The 13,439-nt window shown below is 40.5% G+C and carries 25 protein-coding genes; all 25 read right to left on the bottom strand.

The features are described 5' to 3' along the window. Positions 1 to 8 precede the first annotated feature (8 nt). The 25 genes from infA to rpsG are packed head-to-tail and all read right to left on the bottom strand — an operon-like array spanning position 9 to position 13,434. Complete coding sequence (gene infA, locus GR929_RS13825) at positions 9 to 230, bottom strand: translation initiation factor IF-1 (protein ID WP_053187509.1); 222 nt, start codon at positions 228 to 230, stop codon at positions 9 to 11. A 41-nt stretch (positions 231 to 271) separates the two neighbouring features. Further along, a complete protein-coding gene (secY, locus tag GR929_RS13830; protein ID WP_159520771.1) occupies positions 272 to 1,615 on the bottom strand; it encodes a preprotein translocase subunit SecY in 1,344 nt (447 codons plus the stop codon). 4 nt (positions 1,616 to 1,619) lie between these two features. Then, positions 1,620 to 2,066, bottom strand: coding sequence for a 50S ribosomal protein L15 (gene rplO / locus GR929_RS13835; RefSeq protein WP_159520773.1), 447 nt, complete (start codon positions 2,064 to 2,066; stop codon positions 1,620 to 1,622). A gap of 20 nt (positions 2,067 to 2,086) precedes the next feature. Further along, positions 2,087 to 2,266 (bottom strand): 50S ribosomal protein L30, encoded by a 180-nt coding sequence (gene rpmD / locus GR929_RS13840; RefSeq protein WP_159520774.1) that lies wholly within the window; start codon positions 2,264 to 2,266, stop codon positions 2,087 to 2,089. Between the two features lie 5 nt (positions 2,267 to 2,271). Next, a complete protein-coding gene (gene rpsE / locus GR929_RS13845) occupies positions 2,272 to 2,787 on the bottom strand; it encodes a 30S ribosomal protein S5 (protein WP_159520776.1) in 516 nt (171 codons plus the stop codon). Between the two features lie 5 nt (positions 2,788 to 2,792). Continuing rightward, positions 2,793 to 3,149, bottom strand: coding sequence for a 50S ribosomal protein L18 (gene rplR / locus GR929_RS13850; RefSeq protein WP_159520777.1), 357 nt, complete (start codon positions 3,147 to 3,149; stop codon positions 2,793 to 2,795). 14 nt (positions 3,150 to 3,163) lie between these two features. Beyond that, positions 3,164 to 3,721 carry a 50S ribosomal protein L6 gene (rplF, locus tag GR929_RS13855; RefSeq protein ID WP_159520779.1) on the bottom strand — a complete coding sequence of 186 codons (558 nt, stop codon included), beginning with the start codon at positions 3,719 to 3,721 and terminating at the stop codon, positions 3,164 to 3,166. A gap of 15 nt (positions 3,722 to 3,736) precedes the next feature. After that, positions 3,737 to 4,144 (bottom strand): 30S ribosomal protein S8, encoded by a 408-nt coding sequence (rpsH, locus tag GR929_RS13860; RefSeq protein ID WP_159520781.1) that lies wholly within the window; start codon positions 4,142 to 4,144, stop codon positions 3,737 to 3,739. An 18-nt stretch (positions 4,145 to 4,162) separates the two neighbouring features. Next, on the bottom strand, positions 4,163 to 4,432 hold the full coding sequence (rpsN, locus tag GR929_RS13865; protein ID WP_159520783.1) for a 30S ribosomal protein S14: 270 nt from the start codon (positions 4,430 to 4,432) through the stop codon (positions 4,163 to 4,165). A 3-nt stretch (positions 4,433 to 4,435) separates the two neighbouring features. Further along, on the bottom strand, positions 4,436 to 4,993 hold the full coding sequence (rplE, locus tag GR929_RS13870; RefSeq protein ID WP_159520785.1) for a 50S ribosomal protein L5: 558 nt from the start codon (positions 4,991 to 4,993) through the stop codon (positions 4,436 to 4,438). Then, positions 4,993 to 5,316: a 50S ribosomal protein L24 gene (gene rplX, locus GR929_RS13875; protein WP_159520787.1), complete on the bottom strand. Its 324-nt coding sequence runs from the start codon at positions 5,314 to 5,316 to the stop codon at positions 4,993 to 4,995. Before rplX ends, rplE begins: the two co-directional genes overlap by 1 nt. Positions 5,317 to 5,335: 19 nt before the next feature. Next, positions 5,336 to 5,701: a 50S ribosomal protein L14 gene (gene rplN, locus GR929_RS13880; protein WP_159520788.1), complete on the bottom strand. Its 366-nt coding sequence runs from the start codon at positions 5,699 to 5,701 to the stop codon at positions 5,336 to 5,338. A gap of 2 nt (positions 5,702 to 5,703) precedes the next feature. Then, entirely contained in the window at positions 5,704 to 5,961 is a 258-nt protein-coding gene (gene rpsQ, locus GR929_RS13885) for a 30S ribosomal protein S17 (protein ID WP_159520790.1), read from the bottom strand. A gap of 9 nt (positions 5,962 to 5,970) precedes the next feature. Beyond that, complete coding sequence (rpmC, locus tag GR929_RS13890; RefSeq protein WP_235934341.1) at positions 5,971 to 6,177, bottom strand: 50S ribosomal protein L29; 207 nt, start codon at positions 6,175 to 6,177, stop codon at positions 5,971 to 5,973. Next, on the bottom strand, positions 6,177 to 6,611 hold the full coding sequence (gene rplP / locus GR929_RS13895; RefSeq protein WP_159520792.1) for a 50S ribosomal protein L16: 435 nt from the start codon (positions 6,609 to 6,611) through the stop codon (positions 6,177 to 6,179). The genes rpmC and rplP overlap by 1 nt, the downstream gene beginning before the upstream one ends. Before the next feature lie 26 nt (positions 6,612 to 6,637). After that, positions 6,638 to 7,357: a 30S ribosomal protein S3 gene (rpsC, locus tag GR929_RS13900; protein ID WP_159520794.1), complete on the bottom strand. Its 720-nt coding sequence runs from the start codon at positions 7,355 to 7,357 to the stop codon at positions 6,638 to 6,640. A gap of 10 nt (positions 7,358 to 7,367) precedes the next feature. Beyond that, positions 7,368 to 7,781, bottom strand: a complete 414-nt coding sequence (gene rplV, locus GR929_RS13905; RefSeq protein WP_159520796.1) for a 50S ribosomal protein L22 — start codon at positions 7,779 to 7,781, stop codon at positions 7,368 to 7,370. A gap of 37 nt (positions 7,782 to 7,818) precedes the next feature. Further along, a complete protein-coding gene (rpsS, locus tag GR929_RS13910; protein ID WP_159520798.1) occupies positions 7,819 to 8,085 on the bottom strand; it encodes a 30S ribosomal protein S19 in 267 nt (88 codons plus the stop codon). Between the two features lie 15 nt (positions 8,086 to 8,100). Beyond that, positions 8,101 to 8,925, bottom strand: coding sequence for a 50S ribosomal protein L2 (gene rplB, locus GR929_RS13915; protein ID WP_159520800.1), 825 nt, complete (start codon positions 8,923 to 8,925; stop codon positions 8,101 to 8,103). 9 nt (positions 8,926 to 8,934) lie between these two features. Next, entirely contained in the window at positions 8,935 to 9,225 is a 291-nt protein-coding gene (gene rplW / locus GR929_RS13920) for a 50S ribosomal protein L23 (RefSeq protein WP_159520802.1), read from the bottom strand. A gap of 12 nt (positions 9,226 to 9,237) precedes the next feature. Then, positions 9,238 to 9,867 carry a 50S ribosomal protein L4 gene (gene rplD / locus GR929_RS13925; protein ID WP_159520804.1) on the bottom strand — a complete coding sequence of 210 codons (630 nt, stop codon included), beginning with the start codon at positions 9,865 to 9,867 and terminating at the stop codon, positions 9,238 to 9,240. Beyond that, entirely contained in the window at positions 9,867 to 10,484 is a 618-nt protein-coding gene (gene rplC / locus GR929_RS13930) for a 50S ribosomal protein L3 (protein ID WP_159520806.1), read from the bottom strand. The genes rplD and rplC overlap by 1 nt, the downstream gene beginning before the upstream one ends. Before the next feature lie 23 nt (positions 10,485 to 10,507). Continuing rightward, positions 10,508 to 10,813, bottom strand: a complete 306-nt coding sequence (gene rpsJ / locus GR929_RS13935) for a 30S ribosomal protein S10 (RefSeq protein WP_159520808.1) — start codon at positions 10,811 to 10,813, stop codon at positions 10,508 to 10,510. Between the two features lie 20 nt (positions 10,814 to 10,833). After that, complete coding sequence (gene fusA / locus GR929_RS13940) at positions 10,834 to 12,945, bottom strand: elongation factor G (RefSeq protein ID WP_159520810.1); 2,112 nt, start codon at positions 12,943 to 12,945, stop codon at positions 10,834 to 10,836. Between the two features lie 12 nt (positions 12,946 to 12,957). Next, the gene (rpsG, locus tag GR929_RS13945; RefSeq protein ID WP_159520811.1) at positions 12,958 to 13,434 is read right to left on the bottom strand and encodes a 30S ribosomal protein S7; all 477 of its coding nucleotides are present in this window, start codon (positions 13,432 to 13,434) and stop codon (positions 12,958 to 12,960) included. Positions 13,435 to 13,439 lie beyond the last annotated feature (5 nt).

Here is a 13,439-nt window from a genome sequence, read left to right on the forward strand (position 1 = left end):
TTCGTACTTTAATTTTTATATCTAAAAGTAATCCTTCCTTTGGTCAAGTCGTATGGAGACATCTCCACTTTCACTTTATCACCTGGAAGAATTTTGATATAATGCATTCGCATTTTACCAGAGATATGTGCTGTTATCACGTGCCCGTTTTCAAGTTCAACTCTAAACATGGCATTTGATAATGCTTCGATAATTGTTCCGTCTTGTTCTATTGAAGGCTGTTTTGCCATAAAAAATTAAGTTTTAATTCTTTTTGCTCTTGTTTTTACAATTACATCATTGAACCCGCTCCACCGGTACGTCCTTTGATTCGGCCTGATTTCATCAAACCATCATAGTGACGCATCAACAAGTGACTTTCAATTTGCTGTAAAGTATCTAAAACAACACCTACCAAAATCAACAGTGAAGTACCGCCATAAAAATAGGCGAACTGTGTATTGATCCCGGCAATCATCGCAAAAGCCGGCAAAATAGTTACAAATCCAAGGAAAATTGACCCTGGCAACGTAATACGAGACATGACCGTATCTAAGAATTCAACGGTTTTCTTTCCGGGTTTAACTCCGGGAATAAAACCGCCATTCTTCTTCATATCTTCGGCCATCTGCACTGGATTTACTGTAATTGCCGTGTAAAAATACGTAAACAATATGACCAGTACAAATTGAGTGAAGTTATACCAAAACCCGGTGTTATCAGCGAATGCAGCCGCAAAACCGCTTAAACTTTCCGAATTGGCAAACCCTGCAATACTCATTGGAACGAACATGATTGCTTGCGCGAAGATAATTGGCATAACTCCGGCAGCATTCACTTTCAAAGGTATATACTGACGTACTCCTCCGTATTGTTTGTTTCCTACTATACGTTTTGCATACTGAACTGGGATTCTGCGGGTACCTTGTACCAACAGAATAGTTAGCATGAAAACAACAAATAGTAAAACAAACTCAACAAGGAACATAACCATACCTCCACCTGCTTGCTCGATACGGGAAACGAATTCCTGCACAATAGCTCCAGGCAAATTGGCAATAATACCAATCATGATAATCAGTGATATACCATTCCCTATCCCATTATCGGTAATGCGCTCTCCCAACCACATAACAAACATAGATCCAGCACACAGAATAATGGTTGATGTTACTGTGAACATCACCCCTTGAACTGCAAAAGCCGATTCTGGTAATTGATACGTCAGGTTAGTCAAATACGCAGGTGCCTGGAATAGCAAAATTAACACAGTCAGATAACGGGTTATCTGGTTAATTTTTCTTCTTCCTGATTCACCTTCTTTTTGTAATCGTTGAAAATATGGGACGGCTATTCCCATCAACTGAATCACAATCGAAGCTGAAATGTAAGGCATAATCCCTAAAGCGAAAATAGATGCGTTTGAAAAAGCCCCTCCTGAAAACATATCCAATAACCCCAGCAACCCATCTGAAGTTTGGTTTTTCAATTCTCCCAGCTGTGCCGGGTCTATGCCAGGTAAGGCTACAAACGATCCTAATCGGTATATTAAAAGAAAGAATAGTGTAATTCCCAAACGAGACCTTAAGTCTTCAATCTTATAAATATTCTTTAGGGTTTCGATAAATTTTTTCATCAGGTTAGAGTGTTTCTGTGGTTCCTTCTAGTTTTTCGATAGCTGCTTTTGCTGATTCAGAAAAGGCATGTGCTTTCACATTTAATTTCAACTTCAACTCGCCGTTTCCTAAAATCTTTACCCGGTCGTTTTTAGCAGCCAGACCGGCACCAACCAATACCTCCACATCAATAGCCGTAAGCTTTTTGCTTTCGGCTAATGTTTGAAGAGAGTCCAGGTTAATGGCTTTATATTCTACCCTGTTTATATTCTTGAATCCGAACTTAGGCACACGGCGTTGCAATGGCATTTGACCACCCTCGAAACCGCGTGTACGGCTATATCCTGATCTTGACTGAGCTCCTTTATGACCACGTGTTGAAGTACCACCACGTCCGGAGCCTTGGCCACGACCAATACGCTTATCCTTTTTTACGGATCCTGCTGCAGGTTTAAGATTACTTAAATCCATAATTGTTAGCTTAAACTATTTTAAATTTCTTCAACTTTCAACAAATGGCTCACTTTGCTAACCATCCCCAAAATTTGAGGAGTGGCTTCTTTTTCAACAGAGTGATTCAATTTCTTAATTCCAAGTGCTTCGACTGTTGCTTTCTGCACTTTGTTGGAACCAATTTTACTTTTTACTTGAGTAATTTTTATCTTAGCCATAGTTCCTATCCTTTATATACTTTTCCTAAAGAAACTCCACGGTGTTCGGCAACGGTATAAGCATCTCTCAGTTCGAGTAATGCGTTGAATGTTGCTTTAACCAGGTTGTGAGGATTTGACGATCCTTTTGACTTTGCCAGGATGTCATGTACTCCAACACTCTCCAATACTGCACGCATCGCACCACCGGCTTTTACTCCGGTACCTGATGATGCTGGTTTTAAGAATACGCGGGCACCACCAAATTTGGCGAGTTGCTCATGTGGGATTGTTCCTTTGTGAATAGGAATTTTTACTAAATTCTTCTTCGCAGCGTCCACACCTTTTGCAATCGCGGTAGTTACTTCACTTGCTTTACCAAGTCCCCATCCAACAATGCCGTCTTCGTTACCTACTACAACAATTGCTGAAAAGCTGAAAGTTCTACCCCCTTTGGTCACTTTGGTTACACGATTAATTGCAACCAAACGGTCCTTAAGTTCAATGTCTGTTGTTTTGACTTTCTTAATACTTCCTGCCATAATCATTAAAATTTAAGGCCACCTTCACGGGCAGCTTCAGCTAATTGTTTTACTCTACCGTGATACAAATATCCATTACGATCGAACACAACATTTTCAATTCCGGCTGTTTTCGCTTTCTCAGCTAATGCTTTTCCAACTAATGCAGCTTGATTTACTTTATTGCCTTCTTGTTCGCTGATTTCTTTATTCAATGAAGAGACCGCAAGCAAAGTGCTTCCGTCCAAATCGTTAACCAATTGGGCGTAAATTTGCTTGTTGCTTCTAAATACACTTAAACGTGGTCTTTCAGAAGTTCCGGTTACGATTTTCCGGATTCTCTTTTTAATTCTATATCTTCTTTTGTGTTTCGTTAAAGCCATGGTTTCAAATTTTACTATTTAGCAGCGGCTGATTTACCAGCTTTACGTCTTAATTCTTCACCGACAAACTTCACACCTTTTCCTTTGTATGGTTCTGGTGCTCTGAATGAACGTATTTTGGCAGCAACTTGACCGATTAACTGTTTGTCACAGCTTTTTAAAGTTACAATTGGATTGTTTCTTTTATCGGTTACAGCTTCAACCTTAACCTCCTCAGGAAGATGCAGGTATGTATGGTGAGAGTACCCAAGTACCAAGTCTAACAGTTGTCCTTGGTTTTCGGCACGATAACCTACACCAACAAGTTCCAATTTAATTTCATAACCTTCGGAAACACCAAACACCATGTTGCTAACCAATGAACGGTAAAGACCGTGCATTGCACGATGTCTTTTTTGGTCAGTTGGTCGCTTAACAACAATTTGGTTGTCTTCAACGGCTACTTCAATTTCCGGGTCTACCTTTTGCGAAAGCTCGCCAAGTTTTCCTTTAACGCTTACTACATTTTCGTTGGAAACGTTAATGGTTACTCCGGCTGGTATTTCGATTGGCAATTTACCTATCCTTGACATTACTATTCCTCCTTATTAATAAACGTAACATAAAACTTCACCACCTATATTGAGGTCGCGTGCTTCCTTGTCAGAAATCACTCCTCTAGAGGTCGATATGATTGCAACTCCCAAACCATTCAATACACGAGGGATATTATCGCTGTCGCAATATTGTCTCAAACCAGGCTTACTGATTCTTTTGATTGATTTGATGGCTGGCTGCTTTGTTTCAGGATGATATTTCAAGGCAATTTTAATGCTCCCTTGATAATTTACATCATCTTCAAACTTGTAGTTCAAAATATAACCTTTATCCTTCAGGATTTTGGTCATTTCCTTTTTTATATTTGACGCAGGGATGTCGACAACACGTTGTTTTGCAGATTGTGCATTACGAACGCGTGTCAAAAAATCTGCTATCGGGTCTGTAATTTTACTCATTACTTTTGTAATTATTATTTACCAACTTGCTTTTTTAACACCTGGAATTAAACCTTCAGAGGCCATTTCTCGGAAATTAATCCTGCTAATTCCAAATTGGCGCATATAGCCTTTTGGACGTCCAGTTAATTTGCAACGATTGTGCATGCGTACCTTTGATGAATTTTTAGGTAGTTTTTGTAAACCTACGTAATCACCTTCTGCTTTAAGCTGAGCCCTTTTATCGGCGTATTTTTCAACAAGCTTCGCCCTTTTTACTTCGCGGGCTTTCATTGATTCTTTAGCCATAACTTAGTTCTTTTTTACGTTTTTAAAAGGTAAACCTAACTCTTTCAATAAAGCAAAACCTTCTTCATCAGAATCTGCAGTGGTAACAAAAGTAATGTTCATACCGTTAATACGGTTAACTTTGTCAATATTGATCTCAGGAAAAATAATTTGCTCAGGAATTCCAAGGGTGTAATTTCCTTGTCCATCCATTTTACTTTCAATACCTCTAAAGTCACGAATACGTGGCAAAGAGATGTTGATTAGCCGTTCAAGAAATTCGTACATTCTCTCTTTTCTCAGTGTCACACGTACACCGATCGGCATTTTTTTCCTCAATTTAAAGTTAGAGATGTCCTTCTTCGATTTGGTTTGGACTGCTTTTTGACCGGCTATCATTGTCATTTCCTCTGTGGCAACTTCAATGATTTTTTTGTCGGCGATAGCAGCTCCAACTCCTTGGTTTAGAACAATTTTCTCCAATTTCGGAACCTGCATAACAGATTTATAGTCAAATTCCTTCTTTAACGTAGGAATGACTTCTTCCGAATATTTTTTCTTAAGTGTTGGTGTATAAGCCATTACTTAATCTCCTCTCCAGATTTTTTAGAATAACGTACTAGTTTACCGCTGTCGGTGAGTTTACGACCGATGCGTGTTTTCCCACCTTCTTTAGGGTCAACGTGCATTAGGTTCGAGATGTGGATTGGTGCTTCCTTTTCAACAATACCTCCCTGCGGATTTTCCGCATCAGGTTTTGTGTGTTTTTTCACCATATTAACACCCTCCACAATTGCTCTGCTTTTTTCCCGAAACACTTCGAGAACACTGCCTTGTTTTCCTTTATCGTTTCCGGCAATAGCAACAACGGTGTCACCTTTTTTAATGTGTAATTTTGTCTGCATTTTGTTTTAATATTATGCATTAAAGCACTTCAGGTGCAAGCGAAATAATTTTCATGTTTTGATCACGAAGTTCCCTTGCAACAGGGCCAAAAATACGAGTTCCGCGCATTTCGCCTGTGTTGTTCAATAAAACGACCGCATTATCATCGAAACGGATATAAGATCCATCCTGACGACGTACTTCTTTTTTAGTGCGAACAACAATGGCTTTAGACACAGTTCCTTTTTTCAAATCACTACCGGCAATTGAACTTTTTACAGTCACAACAACCTTATCGCCTAGTGATGCATAGCGCTTTTTCGTACCGCCTAAAACGCGAATACAAAGCACCTCTCTGGCACCACTGTTATCGGCAACTGAACATCTTGATTCCTGTTGTATCATGATTACTTAGCTCTTTCAATAATTTCAACTAATCTCCAACGTTTGCTTTTACTTAAAGGTCGTGTTTCCATGATCTTTACAGTATCACCAACGCTGCAAGTGTTTGTTTCGTCGTGGGCGTACAGTTTAGTCGTCTTGTTAACGAATTTCCCGTAGATCGGGTGTTTTTCTTTTCGTTTAACAGCAACAACAATACTTTTCTCCATACTGTCGCTCACGACAACGCCAACACGTTCTTTTCTCAGATTTCTTGCTTCCATTACTACAAATTAATTCTGATTTTGATTCAATTCCCTTTGACGCTTGATGGTCTGAAGGCGTGCAATGTTCTTGCGGGTTTCCGTGATTTTCATCGGGTTATCCAGCGGAGAAACTGCATGATTCATATTTAGACGTGTCAAGGTTTCCTTTTCCAATTGGATTCTTTCCAGAATTTCCTTGTCTGTTAATTCCTTAATTTCTGATGCTTTCATCATTAATCTTCTTTAATAGATTCAACATAGTCACGTCTAACAACAAACTTCGTAGTAACCGGAAGTTTCTGTGCTGCCAAACGTAAAGCTTCTTTAGCCATTTCGAATGGAACACCATCTGCTTCGATTAAAATACGACCCGGAGTAACCGGAGCTACGAATGCTTCAGGAGCACCTTTACCTTTACCCATACGTACTTCTGCAGGCTTTTTGGTAATCGGTTTATCTGGGAAAATTCGGATCCAAATTTGACCCTGACGTTGCATGTGACGAGTTACCGCAACCCTGGCTGCCTCAATTTGGCGCCCGGTAAGCCATGAACTTTGCAACGACTTTATACCAAAAGATCCGAATGCTAGTTCTGTACCACGTTGGGCATTCCCTTTCATTCGTCCTTTTTGGACTCTTCTAAATTTTGTCTTTTTCGGCTGTAACATCCTTTTTCAATTAAAAGGTTTTCGAATTATTTTCTTTTCTTTCTGAAACCGCCACTTCTGCCACCACCGCGAGGACCACCTTGAGTGTTTTTCTGTCCCAGGTTTGGAGAAAGATCACGCTTTCCATAGACTTCGCCTTTACAAATCCAAACTTTAACACCGACTAAACCGGTTTTTGTTAAAGCTTCGGCAAGAGCATAATCAATATCAGCTCTCAGTGTGTGCAAAGGAGTACGACCGTCTTTATACATTTCAGAGCGCGCCATTTCAGCACCGTTCAAACGACCGGAAACTAAAATTTTAATTCCTTGCGCACCCATTCTCATCGTAGAGGCAATCGCCATCTTTGTAGCACGTCGGTAAGCAATTTTACCTTCAATTTGACGTGCAACATTATTAGCAACGATACGTGCATCAAGCTCAGGTCTTTTAATCTCAAAGATGTTGATCTGAACTTCCTTGCTGGTGATCTTCTTCAACTCCTCTTTCAATTTGTCAACTTCCTGACCACCTTTGCCAATAATAATACCGGGTCTTGACGTGTGAACGGTGATGGTAATCAGCTTCAAGGTTCTTTCGATAATAATCCTTGAAATACTTGCTTTTGCCAAACGGGCATTCAAGTATTCACGGATCTTGGTATCTTCAACCAGCTTATCACCATAGTCGTTTCCACCGAACCAGTTGGAATCCCATCCTCGGATGATCCCTAAACGATTACTGATTGGATTAACTTTCTGTCCCATGTATTACTATTTATTCGTTATCGTTTTCTAGATTCTTACTATCAACGCAAAGTGTAACGTGATTAGAACGCTTGCGAATTCGGTGTGCACGGCCTTGTGGAGCCGGGCGAAGACGTTTTAACTGACGTCCTGAATCAACAGCGATCGTTTTTACATACAAATTGCTTTCTTCCAAACGAGCTCCCTCGTTTTTAGCCTGCCAGTTTGCAATGGCTGACATCAACAGTTTCTCAACTTTGCGAGAAGCTTCCTTTGAAGAAAACTTCAGTACATCCAGTGCTCTATTTACTTCCATTCCGCGAACCATATCGGCAACAAGCCTCATTTTTCGTGGTGAAGTAGGGCAATCTTTCAGTACAGCGAAGTATTGTGATTTCCGAGCTTCTTTCAGCTCATTTGCTCTATTTCTTTTTCTAGCACCCATCGTAAATTCTTTTAATAGTTAATGAGAATCTCATGCCTTATCGTTTGTTACCGGCATGTCCCCTAAAAGTTCTTGTAGGTGCAAATTCGCCAAGCTTGTGGCCAACCATGTTTTCAGTTACGTAAACCGGAATAAATTTATTCCCGTTATGAACTGCGATAGTGTGCCCTACAAAGTCGGGAGAGATTACTGATGCTCTGGCCCAAGTCTTGATTACAGACTTTTTTCCTGATTCATTCATTACATCAACTTTTTTCTCTAGTTTATATGCAATGAAAGGGCCTTTTTTTAGTGAACGACTCATATCCTACTCCTTTAATTATTTCTTGCGTTTTTCTACAATGTACCTATTGGAAGACTTTTTCTTAGCACGGGTTTTATAACCTTTAGCTAACAAGCCTTTGCGTGAACGAGGATGTCCTCCTGATGAACGTCCTTCACCACCACCCATTGGGTGATCGACTGGGTTCATCACAACACCACGTACGCGTGGTCTTCTTCCTAACCAACGAGAGCGACCTGCTTTTCCTGATCTTTCCAGGTTATGCTCTGTGTTTCCAACAGTACCAACTGTAGCTCGGCAAGCGACGAGTACCATTCTAGATTCGCCAGAAGGTAGTTTTACAATTGCATACTTTCCTTCGCGAGAGGTCAACTGTGCATAGGTTCCTGCACTTCGCACCATTACGCCACCTTGTCCAGGTTGAAGCTCAATATTGTGTACAATAGTACCTAGAGGAATTTCTTTAAGTGGAAGTGAGTTTCCTACCTCAGGAGCAACTCCGGTACCGCTCAATACTGTCTGTCCAACTTGCAATCCGTTGGGAGCCAGCATGTATCTTTTTTCACCATCGGCATAAACCAACAGTGCGATACGAGCAGTACGGTTCGGGTCGTACTGAATAGACTCTACACGCGCAGGGATACCGTCTTTTTCGCGTTTGAAGTCAATCGCGCGGTATCTCTTCTTGTGCCCTCCACCTATATACCTCATTGTCATGCGTCCCTGGCTATTACGGCCACCGGACTTCTGCATGGGCTTCAACAATGATTTCTCAGGCGTTGATGCAGTAACGGTATCAAAAGCTCCAATAATTTTGTGCCTTTGACCCGGAGTAACTGGTTTTAATTTTCTTACTGCCATTTCCTATTATTATATATTACTGTAAAAATCAATTGCATCTCCATCAACCAATGTAATAACTGCTTTTTTATATGCAGCTGTTCTCCCACTAATAACTCCGGCTTTTGTATAGCGGCTTTTATTTTTGCCACCATAAACCATGGTATTAATCGTAGATACACTTACATTATACAGTTCTTCAACTGCTTGTTTGATTTGTTTCTTATCCGCTTCTCTACGAACGAGAAATCCATAACGGTTCAGCTTTTCAGCCTGTTCCGTCATCTTTTCTGTCACTATGGGTTTTATCAAAATATCCATTACTTATCCCCTTTAAATCTTAAATTGTTCTTCGATTTTGCCAACCGAACTTTCAAAAAAGATTACCTTATTAGCGTTCATTACCTGGTAAGTGCTTAGCTCAGAAGCAGTTATGACAGATACGCCATGTAAATTTCTGGAGGACAAATATATGTTTTTATTTTCTTCTGGTAAAACGAAAAGAGACTTTTTATCGTTAATTTTCAGATTATTACTGATCATTGCCATCTCCTTTGTTTTTGGCGCTTCCAGAGAAAAGTCCTCAAGAATTAAAATATCGCTTGCTTTGGCTTTGTAACTCAATGCTGATTTACGAGCTAAAGCTTTTACTTTCTTGTTCAATTTGAAACCATAATTTCTTGGACGAGGTCCAAAAACACGACCACCACCTCTGAATACAGGTGACTTAATGCTACCTGCACGAGCTGTACCGGTACCTTTTTGTTTCTTGATCTTTTTAGTACTTCCAACAATTTCACCACGTTCAGTAGCTGAATGGGTTCCTTGACGTTTGTTGGCCAAGTATTGTTTTACATCAAGATAGATCGCATGATCATTAGGTTCAATACCGAAAATTTGGTCTTGCAAATCGACCTTTTTTCCGGTTTCTTTTCCTGTTTTATCTAATACTTGTACTTCCATTACTGATTAATTATTACAAATGATCCTTTTGCTCCAGGAATTGATCCTTTAACAACTAATAGGTTACTTTCAGGAATTACTTTCAAGACCTTAAGGTCTTCGATCGTTTTTTGAGCACCGCCGGTACGACCAGCCATACGCATTCCTTTAAATACTCTGGAAGGGTAAGAAGACGCACCTAGCGAACCAGGAGCTCTTAAACGGTTGTGCTGACCGTGTGTGGCGTCGCCAACTCCACGAAAATTGTAACGCTTTACAACCCCTTGAAATCCTTTACCTTTCGTTACGCCGGTTATATCGACCCAACCTTCTTCCTGGATTACATCAACAGTAATGGTATCACCAAGCTTGTAATCTCCTTCAACTTCTGTAAACTCGACAACTTTACGCTTTGGGTCCGTTCCAGCTTTCTGGAAGTGACCGAACTCAGCTTTGGTGGTGTTCTTTTCTTTCTTGTCACCAAACCCTAGCTGAATAGCGTCGTAGCCATCGGTTTCAGCTGTTTTCACTTGTGTTATAACACAAGGACCAGCCTCTATCACAGTGCATGGAATGTTCTTTCCCTCAACACTGAATACGGATGTCATTCCGATTTTTTTACCGATTATTCCTGCCATTTCTTTTTAATTTTTACAGGTTATCAAACTTTAATTTCTACTTCGACACCACTTGGCAATTCAAGCTTCATTAAGGCGTCGATAGTTTTAGCTGTTGAGCTGTAAATGTCGATCAAACGTTTGTATGAAGACACCTGAAATTGCTCACGTGATTTTTTGTTCACGAAAGTTGAACGTAACACTGTAAAAATGCGCTTGTGAGTTGGAAGTGGGATTGGCCCACTTACAACTGCACCTGTTGTTTTTACAGTCTTTACGATCTTTTCAGCTGACTTGTCAACCAAGTTATGATCATACGATTTCAGCTTAATTCTGATCTTTTGACTCATGATGAGATAAAATAATTATTTTATAATAATTCTACTTTTCCTTGCATTTCCTCAAGTACTTTCACAGCCATTTGTTTTGGCACTTCTTCGTAGTGTGAAAACTCCATAGATGAAGTTGCACGACCAGAAGAGAGTGTTCTCAATACAGTTACATAGCCGAAAATTTCTGAAAGAGGAACAGTTGCTTTAATAACTCTTGCACCAGCTTTCTCAGTCATTCCACCTACTTGGCCGCGTCGACGGTTCAAGTCACCAATAATATCACCCATATATTCTTCAGGAGTAACAATCTCAGTCTTCATAATAGGCTCAAGCAATTTTGGACCTGCTTTTGAAGCTGCACTTTTGAACGCCTGACGGGCACAGATTTCGAACGACAACTGATCCGAGTCAACGGCGTGGAATGATCCATCAAGTAATTCAACTTTCAGGCTGTCCAATTGGAATCCTGCCAAAGGACCATTTAGCATCGCTGTTTCGAAACCTTTTTGTACTGATGGAATGAATTCACGAGGAATACGTCCACCTTTTACGCTATCGATAAATGTTAAACCGTCTTTGCCTTCTTCGGCAGGAGAAACTTTAACAATGATATCTGCGAATTTACCACGACCACCAGACTGTTTCTTGAATACTTCTCGTAATTCAATCTCTTCGCTAATGGCTTCCTTGTATGCAACCTGAGGTTTACCCTGATTACATTCAACTTTAAATTCGCGTTTCAAACGGTCGACAATGATCTCCAGGTGAAGCTCACCCATACCACGAATAACCGTTTGACCTGATTCCTCATCAGTATTTACTTTAAATGTTGGATCTTCCTCGGCTAGTTTAGCCAATCCCATTCCAAGTTTATCTAAGTCCTTTTGTGTTTTTGGCTCTACAGCAATACCAATTACCGGTTCTGGAAAGTCCATGCTTTCCAACGTTATTTGACTCTTTTCGTCACACAACGTATCACCGGTGCGAATATCTTTAAAGCCTACAGCAGCGCAAATATCTCCGGCCTCGATAACATCTTTCGCATTTTGCTTATTTGAGTGCATTTGGTAAAGACGTGAAATCCGTTCCTTTTTGCCTGTTCGAGTATTGAACACCGTTGAGCCAGCATCAATTTTACCTGAATAAACACGAATAAAGCACAAACGACCAACAAATGGGTCGGTAGCAATTTTAAATGCTAAAGCCGAAAGAGGTTCTTCAACATTAGCGTGACGTACAACTTTGTCACCTGTTGATGGGTCTGATCCTATCAATTCACCCTTGTCTAACGGGCTAGGCAAAAACTCCACAACAGCATCCAACAAACGTTGCACACCTTTATTTTTGAAAGCCGAACCACACATCATCGGAACGATTACATGCTTCAGTGTACCCTGGCGGATAACCGATATCAACTCGTCAGAAGTAATTGATTCAGGATCGTCGAAATAACGCTCCATAAGGGCATCATCCAACTCTGCAACCGACTCAACCATTTTTTCGCGGTATTCTTCAGCCAGTTCTTTCAGATTTTCCGGAATTTCTTCCAATTTATAATCTGTTCCAAGAGTCGCATCATCGTACCAACGAATCGCCTTCATTTCGATCAGGTCAATTACCCCTTCGAATTTTTCTTCAGCACCGATTGGAATTTGAATTGGAACCGGATTAGCTCCCAGCTTCTCCTTAACTTCATTCACAACATTGAAGAAGTCTGCTCCAGAGCGGTCCATTTTATTAACGAAGCCAATTCGTGGAACACCATATTTTTCGGCTTGACGCCAAACTGTTTCTGATTGGGCTTCAACACCACTTACGGCACAAAACAAAGCAACAGCACCATCCAAAATACGCAATGAACGCTCTACCTCTACGGTAAAGTCAACGTGTCCGGGAGTATCAATGATATTTACTTTATATTGCTGATCGGCGTGCTTCCAGAATGTGGTTGTCGCTGCAGAAGTAATGGTAATACCTCTCTCCTGCTCCTGCTCCATCCAGTCCATGGTAGCTGCACCGTCGTGCACTTCTCCAATACGGTGAGTAATTCCCGTATAATAGAGAATACGCTCAGTAGTGGTCGTTTTACCGGCATCAATGTGAGCCATGATGCCGATATTTCTTGTATATTTTAAATCTTTTGTTGCCATGTTAAACCAATATTAAAATCTGAAATGCGCAAAAGCACGGTTTGCCTCAGCCATACGGTGTGTGTCTTCTTTCTTTTTGAAAGCACCACCTTCATTATTGAACGCAGCCTGAATCTCAGCAGCCAACTTGTCTGCCATTGATTTTCCAGAACGCTTGCGAGCATATAAGATTAAACTTTTGATAGAAACTGCCACTTTTCGTTCGGGGCGAATTTCCATAGGAACCTGGAATGTAGCACCACCTACACGGCGGCTTTTTACTTCTACTGCGGGAGTAATATTCTCCAACGCTTTTTTCCAGACATCAAGGGGTGAGAGCTCTTCGTTTTTCATACGTGATCCAACGATATCAAGAGCATCGTAGAATATTTGATATGCAACCGTTTTTTTTCCGTGTTGCATCATATCATTCACAAATCTTGTTACAAGAACGTCATTAAATTTAGGGTCTGGTAAAATGACCCTCTTCTTTGGTTTCGATTTTCTCATTCTTT

The sequence above is a fragment of the Sunxiuqinia indica genome (assembly GCF_009847015.1).
In the GTDB taxonomy this organism is placed as follows: domain Bacteria; phylum Bacteroidota; class Bacteroidia; order Bacteroidales; family Prolixibacteraceae; genus Sunxiuqinia; species Sunxiuqinia indica.

Bases quoted from the DNA above. Each gene is read 5' to 3' on its own strand.
- rplW (WP_159520802.1), bottom strand. From the start codon at position 9,225: ATGGATATTTTGATAAAACCCATAGTGACAGAAAAGATGACGGAACAG.
- rpmC (WP_235934341.1), bottom strand. From the start codon at position 6,177: ATGATGAAAGCATCAGAAATTAAGGAATTAACAGACAAGGAAATTCTG.
- rpsC (WP_159520794.1), bottom strand. From the start codon at position 7,357: ATGGGACAGAAAGTTAATCCAATCAGTAATCGTTTAGGGATCATCCGA.
- rpsE (WP_159520776.1), bottom strand. From the start codon at position 2,787: ATGGCAGGAAGTATTAAGAAAGTCAAAACAACAGACATTGAACTTAAG.
- rplB (WP_159520800.1), bottom strand. From the start codon at position 8,925: ATGGCAGTAAGAAAATTAAAACCAGTTACTCCGGGTCAAAGGCACAAA.
- rplV (WP_159520796.1), bottom strand. From the start codon at position 7,781: ATGGGTGCTAGAAAAAGAAATAGAGCAAATGAGCTGAAAGAAGCTCGG.
- rpmD (WP_159520774.1), bottom strand. From the start codon at position 2,266: ATGGCTAAGATAAAAATTACTCAAGTAAAAAGTAAAATTGGTTCCAAC.
- rplR (WP_159520777.1), bottom strand. From the start codon at position 3,149: ATGGCTTTAACGAAACACAAAAGAAGATATAGAATTAAAAAGAGAATC.
- infA (WP_053187509.1), bottom strand. From the start codon at position 230: ATGGCAAAACAGCCTTCAATAGAACAAGACGGAACAATTATCGAAGCA.
- rplC (WP_159520806.1), bottom strand. From the start codon at position 10,484: ATGGCAGGAATAATCGGTAAAAAAATCGGAATGACATCCGTATTCAGT.
- secY (WP_159520771.1), bottom strand. From the start codon at position 1,615: ATGAAAAAATTTATCGAAACCCTAAAGAATATTTATAAGATTGAAGAC.
- rplX (WP_159520787.1), bottom strand. From the start codon at position 5,316: ATGCAGACAAAATTACACATTAAAAAAGGTGACACCGTTGTTGCTATT.
- fusA (WP_159520810.1), bottom strand. From the start codon at position 12,945: ATGGCAACAAAAGATTTAAAATATACAAGAAATATCGGCATCATGGCT.
- rpsH (WP_159520781.1), bottom strand. From the start codon at position 4,144: ATGAGTAAAATTACAGACCCGATAGCAGATTTTTTGACACGCGTTCGT.
- rplE (WP_159520785.1), bottom strand. From the start codon at position 4,993: ATGGCTTATACACCAACACTTAAGAAAAAATATTCGGAAGAAGTCATT.
- rpsJ (WP_159520808.1), bottom strand. From the start codon at position 10,813: ATGAGTCAAAAGATCAGAATTAAGCTGAAATCGTATGATCATAACTTG.
- rpsN (WP_159520783.1), bottom strand. From the start codon at position 4,432: ATGGCTAAAGAATCAATGAAAGCCCGCGAAGTAAAAAGGGCGAAGCTT.
- rpsS (WP_159520798.1), bottom strand. From the start codon at position 8,085: ATGAGTCGTTCACTAAAAAAAGGCCCTTTCATTGCATATAAACTAGAG.
- rplD (WP_159520804.1), bottom strand. From the start codon at position 9,867: ATGGAAGTACAAGTATTAGATAAAACAGGAAAAGAAACCGGAAAAAAG.
- rplO (WP_159520773.1), bottom strand. From the start codon at position 2,066: ATGGATTTAAGTAATCTTAAACCTGCAGCAGGATCCGTAAAAAAGGAT.
- rpsG (WP_159520811.1), bottom strand. From the start codon at position 13,434: ATGAGAAAATCGAAACCAAAGAAGAGGGTCATTTTACCAGACCCTAAA.
- rplP (WP_159520792.1), bottom strand. From the start codon at position 6,611: ATGTTACAGCCGAAAAAGACAAAATTTAGAAGAGTCCAAAAAGGACGA.
- rplN (WP_159520788.1), bottom strand. From the start codon at position 5,701: ATGATACAACAGGAATCAAGATGTTCAGTTGCCGATAACAGTGGTGCC.
- rplF (WP_159520779.1), bottom strand. From the start codon at position 3,721: ATGTCAAGGATAGGTAAATTGCCAATCGAAATACCAGCCGGAGTAACC.
- rpsQ (WP_159520790.1), bottom strand. From the start codon at position 5,961: ATGGAAGCAAGAAATCTGAGAAAAGAACGTGTTGGCGTTGTCGTGAGC.